Source organism: Coprobacillus cateniformis (genome assembly GCF_009767585.1).
GTDB classification, from domain to species: Bacteria; Bacillota_I; Bacilli_A; order Erysipelotrichales; family Coprobacillaceae; genus Coprobacillus; species Coprobacillus cateniformis.
Genome location: NZ_WSNW01000001.1, coordinates 669255 through 689158, shown reverse-complemented (window position 1 = coordinate 689158; position 19904 = coordinate 669255). Strand labels below are relative to the sequence as shown.

General features: G+C 27.2%; 20 protein-coding genes and 1 tRNA gene. 11 read left to right on the top strand and 10 right to left on the bottom strand.

What is annotated here, in order from left to right; translation table 11 throughout:
* Positions 1-83: 83 nt before the first annotated feature.
* Positions 84-160: transfer RNA gene (locus GQF29_RS03470), tRNA-Arg, on the top strand.
* A gap of 133 nt (positions 161-293) precedes the next feature.
* On the opposite strand, the gene GQF29_RS03465 is transcribed toward GQF29_RS03470, so the two are convergent.
* The 8 genes from GQF29_RS03465 to GQF29_RS03430 form a co-directional block, all read right to left on the bottom strand.
* The gene (locus GQF29_RS03465) at positions 294-1433 is read right to left on the bottom strand and encodes an adenine nucleotide alpha hydrolase family protein (protein ID WP_008788168.1); all 1140 of its coding nucleotides are present in this window, start codon (positions 1431-1433) and stop codon (positions 294-296) included.
* Between the two features lie 447 nt (positions 1434-1880).
* Complete coding sequence (locus GQF29_RS03460; protein WP_008788169.1) at positions 1881-2432, bottom strand: DUF2812 domain-containing protein; 552 nt, start codon at positions 2430-2432, stop codon at positions 1881-1883.
* A gap of 1 nt (position 2433) precedes the next feature.
* Positions 2434-2763: a PadR family transcriptional regulator gene (locus GQF29_RS03455; protein WP_029158248.1), complete on the bottom strand. Its 330-nt coding sequence runs from the start codon at positions 2761-2763 to the stop codon at positions 2434-2436.
* A 106-nt stretch (positions 2764-2869) separates the two neighbouring features.
* Entirely contained in the window at positions 2870-5026 is a 2157-nt protein-coding gene (locus GQF29_RS03450) for a peptidase domain-containing ABC transporter (protein ID WP_017144133.1), read from the bottom strand.
* Position 5027: 1 nt separating this feature from the next.
* Positions 5028-5756, bottom strand: a complete 729-nt coding sequence (locus GQF29_RS03445; RefSeq protein ID WP_017144134.1) for a flavodoxin family protein — start codon at positions 5754-5756, stop codon at positions 5028-5030.
* Positions 5743-6999 carry a nucleotide disphospho-sugar-binding domain-containing protein gene (locus GQF29_RS03440; RefSeq protein ID WP_008788174.1) on the bottom strand — a complete coding sequence of 419 codons (1257 nt, stop codon included), beginning with the start codon at positions 6997-6999 and terminating at the stop codon, positions 5743-5745. The genes GQF29_RS03445 and GQF29_RS03440 overlap by 14 nt, the downstream gene beginning before the upstream one ends.
* A gap of 63 nt (positions 7000-7062) precedes the next feature.
* Positions 7063-7287 (bottom strand): hypothetical protein, encoded by a 225-nt coding sequence (locus GQF29_RS03435; RefSeq protein ID WP_008788175.1) that lies wholly within the window; start codon positions 7285-7287, stop codon positions 7063-7065.
* Positions 7256-8089 carry a helix-turn-helix domain-containing protein gene (locus tag GQF29_RS03430; protein ID WP_008788176.1) on the bottom strand — a complete coding sequence of 278 codons (834 nt, stop codon included), beginning with the start codon at positions 8087-8089 and terminating at the stop codon, positions 7256-7258. Before GQF29_RS03430 ends, GQF29_RS03435 begins: the two co-directional genes overlap by 32 nt.
* A 183-nt stretch (positions 8090-8272) precedes the next feature.
* On the opposite strand from GQF29_RS03430, the gene GQF29_RS03425 reads away from it, so the two are divergent.
* The 7 genes from GQF29_RS03425 to GQF29_RS03395 all read left to right on the top strand — a co-directional run bounded on the left by GQF29_RS03425 (position 8273) and on the right by GQF29_RS03395 (position 15801).
* Positions 8273-11278 carry a lantibiotic dehydratase gene (locus tag GQF29_RS03425; protein ID WP_117599028.1) on the top strand — a complete coding sequence of 1002 codons (3006 nt, stop codon included), beginning with the start codon at positions 8273-8275 and terminating at the stop codon, positions 11276-11278.
* Positions 11271-12386 carry a lanthionine synthetase C family protein gene (locus GQF29_RS03420; protein ID WP_008788178.1) on the top strand — a complete coding sequence of 372 codons (1116 nt, stop codon included), beginning with the start codon at positions 11271-11273 and terminating at the stop codon, positions 12384-12386. Before GQF29_RS03425 ends, GQF29_RS03420 begins: the two co-directional genes overlap by 8 nt.
* A 259-nt stretch (positions 12387-12645) precedes the next feature.
* Entirely contained in the window at positions 12646-13011 is a 366-nt protein-coding gene (locus tag GQF29_RS03415) for a helix-turn-helix transcriptional regulator (RefSeq protein ID WP_008788179.1), read from the top strand.
* A gap of 2 nt (positions 13012-13013) precedes the next feature.
* Entirely contained in the window at positions 13014-13715 is a 702-nt protein-coding gene (locus GQF29_RS03410) for a LytR/AlgR family response regulator transcription factor (RefSeq protein WP_008788180.1), read from the top strand.
* Complete coding sequence (locus tag GQF29_RS03405; protein WP_017144135.1) at positions 13712-14992, top strand: sensor histidine kinase; 1281 nt, start codon at positions 13712-13714, stop codon at positions 14990-14992. Before GQF29_RS03410 ends, GQF29_RS03405 begins: the two co-directional genes overlap by 4 nt.
* 124 nt (positions 14993-15116) lie before the next feature.
* Positions 15117-15677: an accessory gene regulator B family protein gene (locus GQF29_RS03400; protein WP_017144136.1), complete on the top strand. Its 561-nt coding sequence runs from the start codon at positions 15117-15119 to the stop codon at positions 15675-15677.
* A gap of 4 nt (positions 15678-15681) precedes the next feature.
* Positions 15682-15801 carry a cyclic lactone autoinducer peptide gene (locus GQF29_RS03395; protein WP_017144137.1) on the top strand — a complete coding sequence of 40 codons (120 nt, stop codon included), beginning with the start codon at positions 15682-15684 and terminating at the stop codon, positions 15799-15801.
* Between the two features lie 75 nt (positions 15802-15876).
* Here the strand turns inward: GQF29_RS03395 and GQF29_RS03390 are convergent, their stop codons facing one another.
* Entirely contained in the window at positions 15877-16728 is an 852-nt protein-coding gene (locus GQF29_RS03390; RefSeq protein WP_017144138.1) for an AraC family transcriptional regulator, read from the bottom strand.
* A 227-nt stretch (positions 16729-16955) separates the two neighbouring features.
* Between GQF29_RS03390 and GQF29_RS03385 the strand changes: the two genes are divergently transcribed.
* From GQF29_RS03385 to GQF29_RS03375, 3 genes are read left to right on the top strand one after another with little or no spacing between them, the layout of a single operon-like run.
* A complete protein-coding gene (locus tag GQF29_RS03385; RefSeq protein ID WP_017144139.1) occupies positions 16956-17633 on the top strand; it encodes an SGNH/GDSL hydrolase family protein in 678 nt (225 codons plus the stop codon).
* Positions 17634-17648: 15 nt separating this feature from the next.
* The gene (locus GQF29_RS03380) at positions 17649-18146 is read left to right on the top strand and encodes an RNA polymerase sigma factor (RefSeq protein ID WP_008788185.1); all 498 of its coding nucleotides are present in this window, start codon (positions 17649-17651) and stop codon (positions 18144-18146) included.
* Positions 18136-18987, top strand: a complete 852-nt coding sequence (locus tag GQF29_RS03375) for a DUF3298 and DUF4163 domain-containing protein (protein WP_054689791.1) — start codon at positions 18136-18138, stop codon at positions 18985-18987. The genes GQF29_RS03380 and GQF29_RS03375 overlap by 11 nt, the downstream gene beginning before the upstream one ends.
* A gap of 53 nt (positions 18988-19040) precedes the next feature.
* On the opposite strand, the gene GQF29_RS03370 is transcribed toward GQF29_RS03375, so the two are convergent.
* Positions 19041-19739, bottom strand: a complete 699-nt coding sequence (locus GQF29_RS03370; RefSeq protein ID WP_008788187.1) for a GntR family transcriptional regulator — start codon at positions 19737-19739, stop codon at positions 19041-19043.
* Positions 19740-19904: the final 165 nt, after the last annotated feature.

Here is a 19904-nt window from a genome sequence, read left to right as displayed (position 1 = left end):
AAATAAGTAATGTTGATTTACTCTTTGGATAAAAGAGTACTTATCATCTCATAATTGTGTGTATTTAATCATACACCTGTTTTGTCCTTGTACCTCAGATGGATAGAGGGTTCGCCTCCTAAGCGAAACGCCGCTGGTTCGAATCCAGTCAGGGACGCCATTGAAATGATGTCGAAATCCTTTGTATATGAAGAATTTCGACTTTTTAAATGTTTTGTATATATAATATAAAAATAAAAAACTGTAAAATTGATAGTTTATTTACAGTTTAATAAAATCATTATAAATATGATTTATTGATAGTATTTACTATTTTTAAAAAATTGAATAAATTCATCATTCAGATAGGATAAATGTAATTCATCTAAGAGTTGAAGGATAGTTTTTAAACTATTCTTCATTTTATTTCTATAGTGATAAATCTCTTTTAAAGCATCATCACGAGATATAAGATTATAGCGAATCATTTGAGAAAGTTTGAATTCATTTTCAGTATATCCTAATGTTCCATAATAAAAGAAATCTTTAAATTCCTCTATGATACAATCAAAATGCCAACTCTTTTCAGGCCTTTTCCAAGATAATCTCTCTGTAACAGCTTTTTCATATTCATCTGGATTATTTTCAATATAATCATCTAAATCAAATAGTTTATAGTTTTTAAATTCATGTGAGATTGTTTTTTTACCATTAGATATACTTTTATATGCTAAATCGTCATCATTGAGAATGATTTCAATATTATCATCAAAGTTATATTTTTCATTTTCAATTAATCCTTTTAGAAGTCCATATTTATTGTTTCCATTTCCTTTTTCCTTTAATAATTCTGCTTTAAAAGGAGCCAACTCTAAATAAGATGCAGCACTTACAAATTTTTTTATTTTATACTTTTCATCTGCTAATCTATAAAGATTACCAGTTATACCATATCTACATCCCGCACATAATGCTACCCTTGTCATTGCAGGATCAGGTTTTTTAACAAATGCTTCTAAATTCTTACGGAAGCGAATAATGAAATCATTATCTTCAACAATAATTAATTGACTCTTTAGAATTCGAGAAGCATTTAAAAGATTTTCATATGCGAAGGGATGTACTAATCCAGATTTATGATGATTGAATGCTATAACATTCTCTGGTCCAAATATATTACATAGTGTCATCCATGCATATAATCCATCTTTGCCACCACTGACCATGACACCAATTTTTTCTCCTTCCTTTAAATTGATGTCCTCTTTTAGCTGCTTTATGCCTTTAAATTGTTTTCTAACATGATTTTTACAATAGTTGCATATCTGCTTGCCATTTTTAAGTGTTGTAAAATGAGCGGTCTTATAATGATCTGGAGTCACACAGAAATCACAGCCAATATTATGTGCCTGATGAAATGAATTGTCAGTTAGTGCTTGTTCGATTGTTTTCATAATACTCTTCTCCTTGATTGTTATTACACATTTATTATAGTTGAAAAAAAACTATTTTTATATATTCCTGTCACAAGAGGTCAAAATATGCAATAAGAAGAAAAGAATATAAAAAAGCACTATAATTGTGCTTTTTGGTCCTGATAAATATTATTTCTATATTAATAATTTTGTGATTGCAAGCACTAGCATATTAATTTATAGAATAAGAAAATAATATTTATAGGTACTCCTCAGATACTATTTTAAAGACATCTTTTTTTATTACAATAATATTTAAACAAGTGGAAATATTTTGACATTAAATGATAAAAGCACTCATAATGAGTGCTCAAATATCAAAAAATGAAAATATATTCATGAATCTATATTTAGTTTTATCATCAGATTTATAAAAATAAACCATAAATTTATTTAATAATTAAAAAGATTAAATAAAATTTGTAATTACCTGTTTTTAAAATATCTTATTAGCGAGGTTATTATAATGAAAATAGCTACTATTATATAGATATTATGAAATATAAATCCAATTATGGTACTATTGTTTCCAGCAAGTGGTGCTGGAAATATGATTGAGAAAAATAGAAATACCATGAATAAGAATATTCCTTTATATAAACTTGATGCTGCGTTTTCCTTATTTCTTAACTTTTCTGATTCAGGATCAGAAAAGATTTGATTCTTAGTTGAATCTTCTGAATAAAATATATAGTCACTATTATATTCATCGTTTGCAAAATTATTCTTAAAATATTTCCATCCATCATCCATAAAAATCTGTTGATACTCTTTAAAGTCTTCTTTCTTAATCTTTCTACTGTCTACTCTATATACTCTCTTGGTTTTTAATGTTTTTTTGAAACTATATGCATCCAATCGTAATGGAACAAACAATCCAAAAGAAGTAATACTTTCTAGTTCATATCCTTTCTGAGCTTTTTTATTTAAGTAATCCTCTGTTGACTTACTACCTAGATATGGTTTGATTCTTAACATATTATTTCTCTCCTTTTTTTAAAATGCTTTCTGCAATCAAACATAATTTTTTCATTCGTAAATAATCATGAGATAAAACTTCTAATCCAGTATCAGTTATTTGGTACACTTTACGCCTTGAGTTATCCTGAATCAACATTTGATCTACAAGATGAGATTTTTTTAAATTCTCTAGTGCTCCATAGAGAGTTCCTGCCGCAAGGATAATAGTATTTTCACTTAAGAGCTCAACCTTTTTGATAATGCCATACCCATGTAATGGTTCACTTGCTAATGCAAGAAGTATATAGAACGTCGATTCAGTTAAAGGATTAGATTTCAATTCATCCACCTCCATTTATAAAGTTTTACGATATAAAGATTATCTATATATCGTATTGCGATATATCGTCTATCTATATAATACCACGTTTTTTAAAAATTACAACATATTTTATTTATTTTATGACTTCTCTTTTGATCCATAGTTCATGATATCGTTTATTGAGACGTAATAATTCTTCATGAGATCCATGCTCAACGAGTTGACCATTTTCAAGAAATAATATTTGATCGCAACGAGAGATAGTACTTAATCTATGTGCTATCATAATGACAGTCATTTGAGATGTTAATTTGGAAAGAACACTATCTATTTCTAATTCTGTTTCAACATCTAAATTTGAAGTTGCTTCATCCAAAATGAGTATTTTAGGATTGAGAAGAATTGCTCTAGCTAAAGATAGTCTTTGTTTTTGACCAGCAGAAAAGTTTCTTCCATTTTCAGATATCTGGCTCATGTAAGTATTGGGGAGAGAGGAAATAAAATCATGAATTTTTACCATTTTACATACCTCTATGACACGTTCCATAGAATTTTGATGATGCAGATTAATATTTTCCAAGATAGATCCTGAGAAAAAGAAAGAGTCTTGACCTACATAGCCTATGATTTTACGTAAAGATTGCTTATTAAAATCAATAATGTTTTTATGATTAATATAAATATGCCCTTTTTCATAATTATAGAGTCTCATAATAAGTCTAATTAAAGTTGTTTTTCCTGAGCCACTTTTTCCTATAATAGCTACTTTTTTATTGTGGGGAATAATTAGATTCAAATTTTCAAATACATTATATTTAGTGTTATAACCAAATTGTAAGTTTTCTATGACTATATCACCATTAATGATGCTTTCTATTTCTTCTTCATTGTTGAATTCAGTTGGTAACTCAATAATCTCAGTAAGTCTATTAATCGCAATTATTGATTTTTGAAAATTATTCTGTAGTTGAAGTATCTTTTCAATGGGATTAAAGAAATAAACAAGTAAAGTATTAAACGTCATTAAAGTCCCAATGCTCATATGCTGACTAATTATATAATAACTACCTAATGTGAGTACTAAAAGAGTAAAGATATGACTTACAATTTCTTGAATCGTTATTTGGAGACTAATTGTACAAGCTACTTTTGTACCTTTAGATAACATTTTTTTAAAGTTATCTGTTATTTTATGAATAAAGGCATTTTCAATACAAAAACTTTTGATAAGTTCAATTCCAGATATCATTTCAATTAATAAGGAATTGAGTGATGCGTTATATTTCATATTTTCATAGTTAAGTCTTGTAATTATTTTTCTAAATACAATGACAGTGAAAGCATAAATAAGAATAGGAAACAAAGTAAGAATAAATAAAGTCCTATTCATATAGCATAGTATAAAACCTGCACCAATAGAAAGCACAACATCCATAATTAAAGATATACAAACTGTTGATAATGTTTCTCTGATACTGATTGCATCATCAAATCTAGATAAAATATCGCCAGCCTGACGATTGGCAAAAAAATCAAAAGGCAACAGAATTGTTTTTTTGTAAAGATTTAGCAAGAGTTTTTCATCGAGTCTTTTTGAATATTGAAATATGAAGTACTGTCTCATAAATGAGAAAATATTGCTGATGATAATTATAGAGGCAAAAGTTATGAAAATTTTAGGTAATTGTGCACTCAATCCGTTTGGGATAATATTATCAAATAGTATTTTGTTGTATAAAATTGATAAAATACTGAGTAAGGTTACAATTAATGATAAGAAAAAAATAAGTAATGTTAATTTTAATTCACTATTAAATAATTTCTTAAAAACATGAAATGATGTAGAATAATAATTTTTGTTTTTTTCAAACTTTTCAGTAGGGATAACCTCAAGAATATGACCAGTAAACTCTATAGGAAAAGATTCTCTTAAAATCTTTCTTTTACCTTTGAGTGGATCACAAACATAAAGGTACTTATGAGATATTTTGTAAATAATCACAAAATGAAGAGAAGAACTTGTGTTTTTCAAACATGCAATGCAAGGTAGTAGAAGAGTTTCTTTTTCATTATCATCAATGGTGGTGAGAAGTTTTCCTCTAGAGGCTAAACCCAATTTTGCTAGAGCAATTTTCATTCCTTTTCCTGAAGTTCCCTCTAAATTTGTTTTTGCATATTGTTTTATAATTGCAATAGGAATCTTTTTTCCATAATAACTGCATATTGTCGATATACAAGCAGGTCCACAATCGTTTGAATCGTGTTGATATATACAATGTATTTGGGCCATATTATTTTTTTCTCTCTTTCTCTAAGGATAAGACGTCTTCAAAAGAAGAACAATTGAATAATCCATGACTTTGCCAATATTGTTTTTCAAAACTTGAATCTAATTGTAATGATTTATCTAATTTTTCTATTGCAAATGTTTCTTCCAGAAATTGATTCGAATGGATTTCTTTTTTTTCTATAAGATATTGATTAATAATGTAAGCTGATTTATTAATTTTATGGATAAGTTCATCTATATCGCTGCTATGCGTGAAAATAATTTCACTGATTGGAAGCAAGCCCATACCTGAACCGATGTATTTTAAATAATTATTTGTTTCATTTGCTCCTGAGCGACTTGTTGTTATAACTGTTACAAGTAGTTTATTACGAAGTTTTAATAAATGACACCAATATGATAGTCTATCTAATAGAATTTTCATTGGAGATGAAACATGCATGAGATAGACTGGACAAGCTAAAATAATAACATCTGCATTATCTAACATTGCTTTTAATTGTCCCATATCATCTTGCCTATCTAGAGGACACAATCCTTTCTCAAAACAAGTATTGCAGCCCCTACAAACATTGATGTCTATTTCAGTTGTATCTATGATTTGAAAATCTATATTCTCATTTCTTGCATGTAAATTATCTTTTAACAATTGAATAATATTTCTCGTAAAACCATTGATATGATTTGAACCAACCAATGCTAAAATATTTTTTTGCTTAGAGATTACCATTTACATAATCCTCATCTATATATTTTCTTACCTCATCATTATGAAGTGCAATGATTTCAGATTTTAAATCTTTTATATGTTCTTTTATTTCAACAGAATCCATGAGTTTGTGAGATATTTTATTAATGTTATAGCCAGATAATTCCATATGTCTTAAATCAAAACCAATATTTAATTCTTCAATTCTTTGTGAATTGATAAACTGATCATGTGTTATTGCATAAACAAGAATTGGGACTTCATAGTAAATCGCTTCTAGGATAGAATTATATCCTCCATGTGTTATTAAAAGATGTGCTCTTTGGAGTAACTCTGTTTGTTTTATATATTTATGAAAATGGATATGAGAAGGTAAATTGGTAATTTTAAAAACATCTGTACCAAAATACTTTTGTGATATTTCAACTTGATAAGGTTCTTTTTTATATGCGTTAATAATATAATTATATAATTTAACTGGAAAATTAATTAAACTGCCACTTGATACAACTATCGTATCTTTATTATTTTCAATTCTTTCTGGCACTTCAAAAATTTTTGGTTTCATAAAAAGATACTTTTTAGTCTCCTCTTGAGCAATAAAATTTAGACGCTTTGATCCATAACAAAAGTTCATTTTTTCGTCTGGACAAGTTAAATAATTTAATGGTAGAGTGCGTATACCATACTTAGTACATGTTTTAGTAAATTGTTTTTTAATCATAGTATAAAGTGAGTTAATTTGTTCGTCAGATAAAGTATCTAATTCTCTTTTTAAAGAGAATGGTAGATATTTTCTAAGATGACTTTCAACAAATAAATCTGTAAAAGTAGGCGATGTTGTATATCCAAGTACAGGGATATTTAATTGATCGCCAATAACTCTTCCAAATAACGAACATGCATCTCTTAATATATAGTCAGGGTTGATTTGTTTGATTATAGGAAGAAGATCATTGACATAAATCATTGAACCTTCTAGCATATATTCTAATGGATATTTGACTTCAGCGACTAAATCCTCAATAGTTGGTACATCTTTTTTTTCAATAAAAGGATTATGTCTAAAAAGCAATTCTTTCAGTTGCTTATCTAGGGCTTTATGATATGCGATGTAATGTAGATTTTTATCTTCTCCATATATATTTATATATTCCTCTTCTAAAAAGCAAAAAACTTCATACTTTTTACAAAGGGATTTTACAGTATTCTCTATTGCATTAACATGACTAAAACTTGAGTGTGTTAATATAACGATTTTCATTTTTAATTCTCCTTAATATTAATTAAGGGCATAAGATGAACTTATGCCCCTATGCTAAATGGATTAGCAACATTTCAATTCAGTATAACCGTTTGTAGCATTTCCAGGGCCTTTAGAAACCAATGCGCTTAATGCAGCTCCAACACTTGCCCAGTTGCTTGTAGCTGAGTTAAAAGTCTTAGAGGCTCTGCTTCCATCACCAGCTGCTGATAATTCAACGAAGATATCATCATCGAATTCTTCTTCTAAATCAAAATCAGATAGTTGGATATTTTTTAATGTTTTCATATATTTCACCTCCTTTCCCTATATAAAACGTTTGAAAACGTTTGATAAGCTGTTTACGAAATTCACTTGGAGAACAACCATTTCTTTTTTTAAATACTCGTGAAAAGTATTGTAAACTGTCATAGCCTACTAACTGGGATATTTCAGTGATGGTGTATCTAGAATCAGCTAATAACTCTTCAGCTTTTTTCATTCTTATTGTATTTAAATAATCGATAATAGTTGTATGAGCGTACTTTTTAAAAAGATAGAACAATTCGCTTCTACTCATGAAAAATTTATTGGCTATATCCTGTATTTGGATTTTAGACTCAATATTATCTTTTAAATATGCCTTAATTTCAAATATAATTTTAGGACATTGTTGATAACTTTTTTTCTCATTTAAGTAGATAGCTTCATTTAACATAAGAAAATATGTCATAATGAAATTCAGTATCTGTGGAGTATAAGATTTTTTGATATGCAATGTTTTGACATAGGAACAAAAAATTCTAATATCTTCATTGATATCGATAAATGAATGTTTGCTTAATGATTGCAGTTGATCATCAATTATAAATTCTAAATAAAGAATATGAGAATATTCTTTGTAAGCTTTGATTTCACATTTATTTCTTCCATCAATAAAACAAAGCTGATTATGTACTTCATGTTTGACATCATTGAGATATAAAATAAAATCTTGATTGGGTGCTATAAGAATTCTTTGACATTTTTTTCGATTCAATAGCACACTATCATCTAGCATAAAATGATTTAATGTAATATCTTTAACACTTAAAGAATCTTCAATATACATTGGTTATTCCTTTCCATGCTAGTGCTTGCATGACTATTATTAAATATTTTATTCAATTTTGAAAGCGCTTTGACTAGTATTGGGACTATTGTGCAAATATGGTAGACAATATTAGAAGTTATGTCTTTTTTTTCAGTGTAAACTTAAAGTATGAAAAACTGTTTATGTTGAGGAGGGTATAAAATGAACAATTATTACAAACAAAAGTTTATAGCACAAAGAAGTCCACTAATGAGTAAGGAGGAGTATTATAAGTATTTTATAGAAAATAATGATTTTACTTATGAGAATATGATGACATTATTTCAAGATTCAAGAATTAGAGAGGGAATTTTATTTGCCAGTCCTGATTTGTATTTTTCAATTAAAAATCAAAGTGGAGATCAAGAGAAGATATTACTGGCTTTTGTAAAGTATTTTATAAGAATGACAACAAGAGCAACACCTTTTGGTTTGTTTTCAGGTATTCATTTTAATCAAGAATATGTGAATGATACCAATACTAAACCCAAGCATATTTGTACAGTTGACTTTGAATGGCTCATTTGTTTAATTAATCGCATTGAATTAAATATTGATGTCCTTTATGGTTTAAAAGTCAAATCCAATCATAATCTCATGATTGAAAATCATATCTGTACAAATCCATATATATCACTTAGATATGAGCAAAAAGAGTATTTAGATAATATGAATATAGACCAGCACATATTAAGTATAGAAAATACACCGATGGTGACATTTATTTTAGCCAGATGCGAAGAGTTTGTAGATTTCTTTGATTTAATTAATGAAATTAGAGAACAGTTGCAAGACAAGATTCCCCCTTATAAAATAGTTAATTTTATGGTTGAGCTTATTCATAGAGAATTTCTGTATACAAATTTACGACCATCGTTGCCTTTAACTCGTCCGTTGGAAGAGACAATCATGACATTGGAAAATATTGATACAGCTGATATATATGTAAGAAAATTGAAAAAAATCAATCAGCTCATTGATTTATATAATAAAACTGAACTTGGTTATGGTGAAGATATATTAGTGAATATTGTTGAATATATGGAGAAACTTCAAAAGGCCAAGAAATATATTCAAATTGATATGCGATTAAGTGACACCAATATGGAAGCAATTAAAAACAATATTCCAGATTTATCTAGTCAATTTTTTAAAGCTGCTCATTATTTATCTCAATCATTAATAAAGAACGATATTTTAGAGGAATACACTTATAAGTTTATAGAAAAATATGGTTTTGAAAGGCGGGTTCCATTATTAGAAGTTGTAGATGTACAAAGGGGAATTGGTTATCCAAATTATCATAAGACATTAAACAAAAAAGAAAATAATGAAGAAAAAATGAAATATCTTATAAATAATAAAATTCTTAATTGCTTTGCCAATAAACAAAATTTTATAAATATAACTTATGAGGAACTAAAAGAATTAGAATTATCACATATCCATCATAAAATAGGTTCGTTTGATTTATCATTTCATAAGAAGAATTCAATTGAGTTATCACCTTTGCTTGGTATTAGTCCTGCTGGTCGAATTATTGGTCGTTTTATAGAATTGGCAGATTTAAAAGAGGAGTATAAGAGGATTTTTCATGAAAACCAGAATCATTCAAATATAAAGCAAGTTGAATTGATGCTCATGCCATCTGACTTTAGATGTGGGAATGTTATTTCAAGACATTCATTCAATATAAATGTGATTGCTTTAGGATCTTATTCTAAGAAGCCTTCTATATCAATACAAGATATATACATTGGTGTGAATAAAAATAAACAGCTATATCTTTATTATCAAGGAAAAATATTAAATGTAAGAATATCAAATATGTTAAATCCAAAATTATGTCCTGAATTATATCGTATATTATTAGATATTTCAGAGCAGAGTTCAGTGGCTGATTCTCTAGCATATATGCATAGTTTTATAGAAACATTTCATCATGTACCAGAATTAAAAATAGAGAACGTTGGTATATTTCCTGAAAGATGGCTTATAAACAGATCAATATTAGGAATGAATGAAAAGTGTTCTTTTGAAGAATTTCTAGTTTTATTTGATCAGTACTCACAAGGTGTTCATATTCCAGAATATTTTTATTTAAAAGACTATGATAATACACTTTTGTTGTGTAAAAAATGTTTGATTCATATGAAAATCTTCTATATGGAAATTATGAAAAAAGGAAATATGTTTATACATATCACTGCAGGAGGGCATACATTTCAGGATATAAGTGTTGATGAGATTATTATGAGTTATGAACCTATACAAAATAAAGAAACAATTTCTTCTGAATACATTAATTATCCATTAGAAGATATTGCATATTCTCAAAGAAATAAAGCTATAGGGTCTGATTGGATTTATCTTAAGATTTATGCAAAAAAGTTAACTTTAAAAAAGATTGTTAAAAATGAGATTAAGAAATATGGAGAGCAATTTATTCAGGGAAATTATATTGATAAATATTTCTATATTCATTACATTGATAATCAAAGACATCTGAGAATAAGATATCATAATATATCTCAATTTAAAGAGTTTATGGATAAGCTTCATCATTTCATATCTTATTTAAATGATACGTATGATATTTATGATATCAAACTAGATACTTATGAGAGAGAAATAGAGAGATATGGTGGTATTGACATGATGGAGATAAATGAATCTATGTTTTGGATAAATTCTAAAGTTACAATTGATTTATTGAACTTATCATCTCGAAATAAAGAGTTGAGTTTAGAAGATTTAGCAATCTTAGAAATTGTATACTTTTTAAATCAATTAAAATTAACATCTCATTATATAGAAGAATTATTCTCTTTTATTGATAATAAAGAGAGCTTGAAGAGATTTAGACAAGATAAGAATAAATATATGAACTTATACATTCTTTTAGAAAACAAAGAAAATCCTAACAATGATTGTATGCATAAAGAACTCATGGACATATTCTATCAACAAAACGAATTACTTAATGAATATAGTCAAAAATTAGTAACCAGTACATTAACAAACTCAAAAGCGGATATTATATTGGCACATCTACACATGTTTTGCAATAGATTATTTGGAGTGGATAGAGCATCAGAATTAAAATGCTATGCCATTGTAAAGCATCTCTTTCATGCTATAGAAGGTTATAAAAAATACAATGGATGATAATGTAGATAAGTATAGAAAGTTATTTTCAAGTCAGATTAATTCTTTTTTTGATGAAGAGGGGGATAAAACTCTTCTTCCTCATTTGGTTCATTTTGCAATTGTTATGAAAGACCTAGATATATCTCATTATCAACAAAAAGAAATATTAAATATATTAGTTAACAATAAAGATTATTATTTTCAAAACAATTATTCTTTGTTTGATGGCATTCCGCTCCTCAGTATACTTTTCCTCATTAATAAGGATATCGTTGGAAAAAAATATGTGAGTATTCAAAAACAATTATTAGAACTCATTCAGAGTATGAAAATAGATATTCAAGATTTTCGCAATGTAGAATATGTTAATGGTATTTCTGGATTACTTAATTATTATTTAATATTATTTCAAGATGACTGTTCATTGATATCAAGTGAGCGAATATATATGTTGATAGAATTCATAATGAAACATGTTCATCAGAAAGTATATAATACGCTTCCTATGAATTTGGGCTTATCACATGGGATCGCAGGACTTCTCTTGGTTTTATCAAAAGCATTTAAAGCAGGATTTCAGATGTTGGGAATGAAGAGTATAATATGGCATTTACAAAGGATATTAATAACACATTATTTCCATCATAAATTGAGAATACCAGGAATTATAAATAAAGAAGAAGTTATTTTTCCACGAAATACTCCAAGTTGGTGCTATAGCGAATTAGGAGTCCTGCATGCTATTATACAATCAACTCAGATTTTAAAATTCAATTTTTTATCAACTTTATTTAAAGAGCAATTAAAGAGCATTATTCAGGATAAGAATAATTATAAAATTATAAGTCCTAATTTTTGTCATGGATATTCAGGTATTTTCGTATTTGCAAGATTGTATGAAGTGAGTAGTAAAGAACTAAATGGTTTTTTATTAGAACAAATTGAATTTTTTTATGATCACGAATGTTTAAGTATATTTTATGATCAGTATTATAATTTATCAGGAGAAATTTGTTCTGATGCAAGTTATTCATTTTTAGATGGTTCAATATCAGTTTTGCTATCCTTATTATTTGTTGAGGGATACAATACAGTCATATGGGAAGAAATGCTTTTGTTGAAATAGTCATTATTATTTGTTAGTATTAAGCCCAATTCAATTATAATATAATTTATCATTTATACTCGCTTATGTAGATAAATGGTAAAAATGAGATATAAGATGTGGATGATAGGATATTAGAATATCATCCTTTTTTTATTTTATCTATATATTATAAAGAATTGTTTGTAGATGATGTTGGTCTCTACAAATATAAATAATTTATACAGATTATATATTATCATTTGTATAAATACTAAAATATATGAAGGAGGTTGATAGAATGGTAGGTAGTCGCTTTGATCTAGAAATAGATTATACGAAAATTGGAAGAAAAATTCAGAAATTACGAAATATGCAATCATTAACTCAAGCCTATGTTGCTGGACTCGCAGATATCTCTTTAAGTCATATGAGTAATATAGAAACTGCTAAAACAAAGCCATCACTTGTGACTTTGAGTAGAATATCAAGAATACTAGGATGTACATTAGATGAATTGGTTTTTGATGATGAAATCACTTTACGATTTAAACAATTAAAAGTTTTAGGAATTTCTGATGAATTTGAAATACGTGTCTTTGAAGATTTTGTTGATTCAGTTAAAAAAAATAAAAAATATTTAAAAGTAGATGATAGAGGTGAATAATAATGAAAATAGCGATTTGTGATGATCAAATAAATGAACTAGAGAAAATAAATCAACTGGTGGAAGAATATTGTTGTTTTAATAAATACAAGGCAGATATTTATGCATATAGCGATGTGAATTCGCTTATGCATCACATAGATGATATAAATTGTTTGATTTTAGATGTATTATTATACAAAACAACAGGACTTGAAGTTGCAAGACAGATATTCCAGCGTAATAAAGATATTAAAATTATATTCTGTTCAACCAACCCAGAATATAGTTTAGAGGCATTTGAAGTAAATGCATTTAGATATCTTGTAAAGCCTATAGATAAATTGAAATTATTTGGATATTTAGATGAAGTTAGAAAGTATTATATGGAATTATCTATTTGTGTTAATGATATTAATCATCGACAGAGAACAATGAGTCTTTTTGATGTTTGTTATATTGATATGCAAGGAAGGAAGTCAACTATTCATTTGAAAGATAAGACAACCATTATAATGGTGAGGCAAATGAAAGAGTGGATATCTATTTTAGATGGGTTAGGATTCTATTTAAGCCATAAAGGGGTTCTGGTGAATCTTAAATATGTTTTAGGTATTGAGGATGATATTGTGACATTGAAAAATGGTGAATCTGTGTATTTATCAAGATCATATAGAAAAGATTTTCAGAAAGCATTTTTTGATATGTTAGGTGAAATATTATGAATTATGTTTTCAGTATTGTTACTTCAAATATAATTGAACTTTGCTTATTTACATATTACTATCGCATCGTATTGTCTCTTAAAAAACCTAATAAAATATTATATATTGTTGTTTACAGTTCATTATTTTTAATAAAATGTCTATTTAATTTTTTCTTTATTGCAAAAATTAATATAGCTGTATCCTTTTCTATATATCTGTTACTCATTTTCTTTTTTTCTCAATCAAATATAATATATAAAATACTATCATTAGGAATATATTTTGGATTATCAATATTTGCAGAGTCATTAACTTATCATATTTTCTCTATCTTTTTTGAATGGAATGAGCATATTCTCATACAAATGTTATCAAGTAAGTTTGTATTATTGATTTTTATTCTCTTTATCAAATATTATAAAACAATTAATGATGAAGATAGTATTGACTTAAAGAGTACGCTTTTACTTTCTATACAACCAATCTCTATTATCTTTTTTATATACATAACAAATGGTGAATTTATTATCAACTCTCAAAATAAATTATTAATAATTCTGTCTCTGGCTTTACTGGTTTTTTCTAATTTCATCTCTTTATATATATTTGAAGAAATTATAAGAAAAAATAAAATTGAAAAAGAATTAGATTTTGAAAAAGAAAGAACAAAAGAAAATGATACATATTATCAATATTTAAAAGAAAGCATAGAGAATTTTAAAGCTTACCGACATGATTTAAGACATCATTTTGGTATTCTTAAAAGTATGCTGTATGCTGGTAAAAATGGAGATGCTAAAATATATATTGATACTCTTGTTGAAGATATCATTGAGGTTTCAGACAAAAGAAGTGGTGATGAATTTTTAGATTTGGTTTTATCAAGTCGATGGCATAAAATAAAAAAAATGGATATTCATATGGTATTTGAAATAAGAAAAATCAACTTGAATCAGATTAGTAAACTTGATTTAAATATTATTTATGGCAATATAATCGATAATGCTATTGAATCGTGTTCTCAATGTGAAAAGAGAAGTATTAAGATTGAAACTGCACAAATAAATGATAGATATCAGATGATTAAAATAACGAATAGTTGTCATGCAGTGAATGTAGAAGATGATAAATTTAAGAGCATGAATCAAGATTCTGAATTTCATGGTTATGGTCTTGCAAACATACAGAAGACAGTAGAAAAATATGGCGGCTATATTAATTTTTCTTTTCATGATGATAAACAGGTATTTCAAACTATTTTATGGTTTGATAAAGAATTTAAAAAAGAATTATAGAATTTCTATTTTCTTATTATATTTTTTTTAACTTCTTATGTCGTTTTTTTACATCTTGTGTTAAAAATATATATTTTCTTGATGGAGTCCAATATACTAAAGATGCAAGAAGGGGGGCATTCAATTGGATAGAATAACAAATTCAATTGTTAGATGTCTAAACGATAATAAGTTCTCACCAAGAGATATTGAATTATTCACATATGGTTTGAATATATCTTTGAGGTATTTATTGTTTGGTGCATTTATATTTGGACTCTTATTTTTTCTTGGAAATATAGGGTATGTTTTGGTATTTGATTTGGTATTGGTACTCCTTAGATTTCATTGTGGCGGCTATCATACAGAAAATGTAGTAACATGCTTTCTTCTATCTGTATTTTCATTAGTAATCGTCCCTGAAATTGGACTCTCCTATAACATTTCTGCTGCTGTAAGTTGTTTATTCATGACTATTTGTTTTATCTTTATGTTAAGGAGCCAACCTATACAAAATGAAAAAAAGAAACTAAATTCTGACTTTGTGAATAAAGTGAATCAAAGAAAAAATATTATAATTGTTTTTTTCTACATACTATTTTTATTCCAATTGATAATATCCAATCAGATTGCAAATATGATGATGCTAGCATTTCTTTATAATGTCTTGAGTATGTTAGTAGAACTTATAAGAAAGGGAAGGTAAGAAAATGTTTAGTTTATTTGAAAAAGTAGTTAGTTTTATTGGTATTTTTAATGTTAACATGATGTGTGATTTTATTTATTTTCAGGAGAAAGAACCTAAATCATTAGAAAAGTATAGAATGTAATTCAAAACACTCTAGACAATTGATGATACTGAAAAAGGAAACTATCATTGAAGATATTTTCCTTTTTTCATATATTTATTTTTTTTTGACAGGAATCCAGATTTCAGAATAATAATTTTCATCATGATTTCCCATTGAAAAATCTTTGCAGTCTGAATACATTTCAATATTATAATGTTCAGAAATTTCATAAGTATTATTATTTGGTAGCCATTCTGAGAAAATTCTCTGATTAACATCTTGCAGTGCTTTAGGTAAAGGACCTTTGCAAGGAAAGACTGCCCATGTCAAACGAGGAATGATGTGAGTTTCTAAGCCCTCTGGTATCTCTTTTTCAGGATGATAATTATCAGCAATCATATATTTAAAATTGTGTTTATTCTCATCATCAATACAAACTCCATATAAACCATTCAATTGTGTATCATTGTCTTGGAAGTGTTCATTCCAAAACTGAGGAATTTCCTGAAATGCTGTATCTACATCAAAGCATCTTGAGACTCCTATGACAGTAAAAGCTTCTTTTTCAATAATTTTATAATCCATAGTTGAACCACCTTTCAAAGTTAATTGGATTTTTAATGGAGCAAAAGACTTTATCATCGTCTTTTCTCTCCTTACGACAGTAGGAGTGACACCATGAAAACGAGTAAAAGCTTTGGTAAAGCTGTCAGGCGAATCATAACCATATTTCATAGCAATATCTATAATTTTTTGATTCGTAGCAAGGAGATCACTGCCGGCCAATGATAATCTCCGATAACGAATATATTCAGATACAGAAAAACCACACAATATGCTAAATGCTTTCTGATAATAAAAGCTTGATATACAGACATGTTTTGCGACATCTTCAATTGTAATCTCTTCCTCAAGATGTTCCTCTATATATTGAATACCATCTCTTATACCTTCTACCCAATTCATTATATCTTCTCCTTTGTCACATATATCATATCAGTTTGGCTTTTCTTCTTCCCGATTTTTCTTGTTCATTTTTGTCTGACATATAAATTGATTATGTCACTTCAAAAAGATATTTTCAATTATTTCTTTTATAATAGAGTTCATTATATTAAAAAAATAAAAAAAATTAAACTTTTTTAGGTTTTCATGTATCTAATATATGAATGGTTATTGAAAGAGGTTAAATTATGAAAGTGTTAATGAAATTATTATGTTTATGTTTATTAACTGGATGTACCACGAATACAATCTTTGTGAATCAACAAAATAATCAAAAAAAACAATGGGATTATGCAATAGCAGATTCCCAATATTTTAATGATGCAGTTTTTATAGGAAGTTCGAGAATGCTTGGCTTAAGACAAGATCAACGATTTCAATCAGCTATGTTTTATACAATGCAAGAGTTATCATTTGATTTTCTGCTCACAAAAAAATGCATTGATTCTTATGGTTATTCAGTGACAATATTGGATGCTTTAAAACAGCAGAATTTTAAAAAAGTATATCTGGATTTAGGAAGTGATGAAGTCAATTGGATGTCACCAAGTTTATTTATTGATAAATATTCCCAAGTTATAGATGAAATTCAACGTATTCATCCAGATGCTCAAATTTATATACAAAGTATTGTCCCTTTAAAAACAAAACAAAAAGAACCGCCTATTGAAAGAATAGAGTGTTATAATGTATTATTAAAGCAGTTGTGTCAAAAAAATCAAATTGTTTATTTAGATCTTGTAAGTGCTCTTACTGGTTCTCATAAATATTTAGATGAAAATATGATTTATGATGAATATCATTATAGAACACAAATGAATCAAAAATGGATTGATTATATCACACAACATGTTATAACAAAATAAAAAGAGGGGGAGCGTATGATTGATGAAGAAACTGATTTAATACAGTTTATTCAAGATCATCAAGATGATTTTTATCGATTTTGTTATTCTTATGTTAAGGATTCTACTATGGCTATGGATATTGTCCAAGATGCCATTGTGAAAGCAATAGAGAATTATTCACGTTTGCGAAAAAAAGAATATATCAAAACTTGGTTTTATCGAATTATGATTAATGAATGTAAATTGTATTTAAGAAAGAGAAAAAATTATGAGAGTTTTAATGAACAGGAAATCAGTCAGAAACAAATGGATATTAATACTGTTTTAGGTGTTCAACAGGTTATGCAAAATCTACCAGTTCAATATAAAGATATTGTTTATTTAAGATATTATGAAGATATGACTCTTGAAGAAATATCTCTGACTTTACATATCAATATGAGTACTATTAAATCACGGTTATATAAAGCATTAAAGATGATGAGGGTAGATTTAGAAAAAGATAAAGGATGTGGCTACAATGAAAGATAAATTGAAGGATGAATATGAAAATATAAAGATTCCTGATGATTATCATCAGAAAGTTCAAAAGTCGATTGTATATGGATTAGAAAAACAATCTTCTCGTCAAAGAAGAATTCACTTGAGTATGAAATTAGCCTTAAGTTGTTTTTTGATTTTTATAGTCTTTTTAAATACGAGTACTGTATTTGCAAAAACTGTTTCGCAAATACCTTATTTAGGACAAATATGTAAGGTCTTAACTTTTACCAATCAGGATGAGATTGATAAAACCAAAAGTATTCATATTAATGCTCCTCAATTAAATCATACAGGGAATACGAAGTTAGAAAGGAAAGTTAATCATGAAATACAAACTATGGTGGATCGTGCTGTTGATGAAGCATCAACACGAGCAGAAGAATATTATGATGCTTTTGTAGAAACAGGTGGGAATCCTAATGAATTCATGCCTGTTGAAATAACTATAGATTATGAGATTAAATACTATCAAGATAATTTTGTATCTTTTTTAATTGAAAAAACAGAAACATTAGCATCTGCTTATCAAGAATATATGTATTATAATATTAATTTGAATACTGGAAAAATCTTAACATTAAAAGATTTATTAGGTGATAATTATCAGGATGTTATTACTCAGGAAATTCGAAAACAGATATCTGCATATCCCGAAGAAGAACGTTCTTTATTTTTCGAAGAAGTTAATATTAAAGATTTTATCAATCAAGATCGTATTTTTTATATCAATCAAGATAAAAGAATTGTCATTAAATTTCAAAAATATGAAATAGCAGCTGGAGCAGCTGGACCAGTTGAATTTGTAATACCTCAGAATATATCTCTTTAATAAAAAAAGCCAACTTTATCAAATGAGAAGGAGGCTTTTGACTATTTTATTGACTATTCAGCTGTCATAAAGAAATGTGCTAATTGATAATTATATGTTATTTGAGAAGAATTAAATAAAGTACCATTAGCAAGATAGACATTATCTTCAATAATAATTGCAGGATCATCTTTTTGTAATTTTAGCAGTTCACTTTCACGTTCAGTCAATTTGCGAGCACTTATGTATTTATCAGCAAAGCCAAAAGTGAGTTTGAGATCTTCTTTAATGTATTGATATATTGAAGATTCAACAATTTCTTTATTTAAGTAATGAATAATGTTTTTGTTGTAATATGTATACTCTACTGCATAGGGAACTTCATCCACAATTCGCAGTCTTTCAATATAATAAATAGGTGTTCCTTGTTCACATAACATAAATTGCGCAATCTTTTCATCTGCTTCAATAACTTCAATATGCAAGCATTTGTTCTCAATATGGGTACCAGGATGATCTTTTGTAATACCGCGTGTTCCACTTAGAAAAATTGTATCATATTTTTTTATTTCCCTAATAAACATTCCACTACCTTGGACAGGATAAAGTAAACCTAATTTTGTTAATATTTTAATAGCATTTCTAATTGTATTTTTGCTAACATTATACTCCTGCATAAGTTGATCTTCTGTAGGAATTTTTTTTGTATGTTTAAATTCATTGTTATTAATTCTATCTGCTAGTTGATTAGCAACAAATTCATATTTTGTCATATTTTGTCATATCCTCACTTTCCTATCTTAATCATATTATCATAAATAATATGTAAAATCAAAACATTGGAATGAATCAAATATATAGTAATAAATGCATGTAAACGCTTTACTAGATAAAATCAATGGTATATAATCAATTCATACCAAAGAATTTTAAACTAT

Excerpts from the sequence above, each read along its gene's own strand:
- GQF29_RS03440 (WP_008788174.1), bottom strand. The coding sequence starts at position 6,999 with ATGAAAATCGTTATATTAACACACTCAAGTTTTAGTCATGTTAATGCA.
- GQF29_RS03445 (WP_017144134.1), bottom strand. The coding sequence starts at position 5,756 with ATGGTAATCTCTAAGCAAAAAAATATTTTAGCATTGGTTGGTTCAAAT.
- GQF29_RS03375 (WP_054689791.1), top strand. The coding sequence starts at position 18,136 with ATGAAAGATAAATTGAAGGATGAATATGAAAATATAAAGATTCCTGAT.
- GQF29_RS03410 (WP_008788180.1), top strand. The coding sequence starts at position 13,014 with ATGAAAATAGCGATTTGTGATGATCAAATAAATGAACTAGAGAAAATA.
- GQF29_RS03460 (WP_008788169.1), bottom strand. The coding sequence starts at position 2,432 with ATGTTAAGAATCAAACCATATCTAGGTAGTAAGTCAACAGAGGATTAC.
- GQF29_RS03385 (WP_017144139.1), top strand. The coding sequence starts at position 16,956 with ATGAAAGTGTTAATGAAATTATTATGTTTATGTTTATTAACTGGATGT.
- GQF29_RS03465 (WP_008788168.1), bottom strand. The coding sequence starts at position 1,433 with ATGAAAACAATCGAACAAGCACTAACTGACAATTCATTTCATCAGGCA.
- GQF29_RS03430 (WP_008788176.1), bottom strand. The coding sequence starts at position 8,089 with ATGTATATTGAAGATTCTTTAAGTGTTAAAGATATTACATTAAATCAT.
- GQF29_RS03425 (WP_117599028.1), top strand. The coding sequence starts at position 8,273 with ATGAACAATTATTACAAACAAAAGTTTATAGCACAAAGAAGTCCACTA.
- GQF29_RS03420 (WP_008788178.1), top strand. The coding sequence starts at position 11,271 with ATGGATGATAATGTAGATAAGTATAGAAAGTTATTTTCAAGTCAGATT.
- GQF29_RS03390 (WP_017144138.1), bottom strand. The coding sequence starts at position 16,728 with ATGAATTGGGTAGAAGGTATAAGAGATGGTATTCAATATATAGAGGAA.
- GQF29_RS03405 (WP_017144135.1), top strand. The coding sequence starts at position 13,712 with ATGAATTATGTTTTCAGTATTGTTACTTCAAATATAATTGAACTTTGC.
- GQF29_RS03450 (WP_017144133.1), bottom strand. The coding sequence starts at position 5,026 with ATGGCCCAAATACATTGTATATATCAACACGATTCAAACGATTGTGGA.
- GQF29_RS03380 (WP_008788185.1), top strand. The coding sequence starts at position 17,649 with ATGATTGATGAAGAAACTGATTTAATACAGTTTATTCAAGATCATCAA.
- GQF29_RS03370 (WP_008788187.1), bottom strand. The coding sequence starts at position 19,739 with ATGACAAAATATGAATTTGTTGCTAATCAACTAGCAGATAGAATTAAT.
- GQF29_RS03415 (WP_008788179.1), top strand. The coding sequence starts at position 12,646 with ATGGTAGGTAGTCGCTTTGATCTAGAAATAGATTATACGAAAATTGGA.
- GQF29_RS03435 (WP_008788175.1), bottom strand. The coding sequence starts at position 7,287 with ATGAAAACATTAAAAAATATCCAACTATCTGATTTTGATTTAGAAGAA.
- GQF29_RS03395 (WP_017144137.1), top strand. The coding sequence starts at position 15,682 with ATGTTTAGTTTATTTGAAAAAGTAGTTAGTTTTATTGGTATTTTTAAT.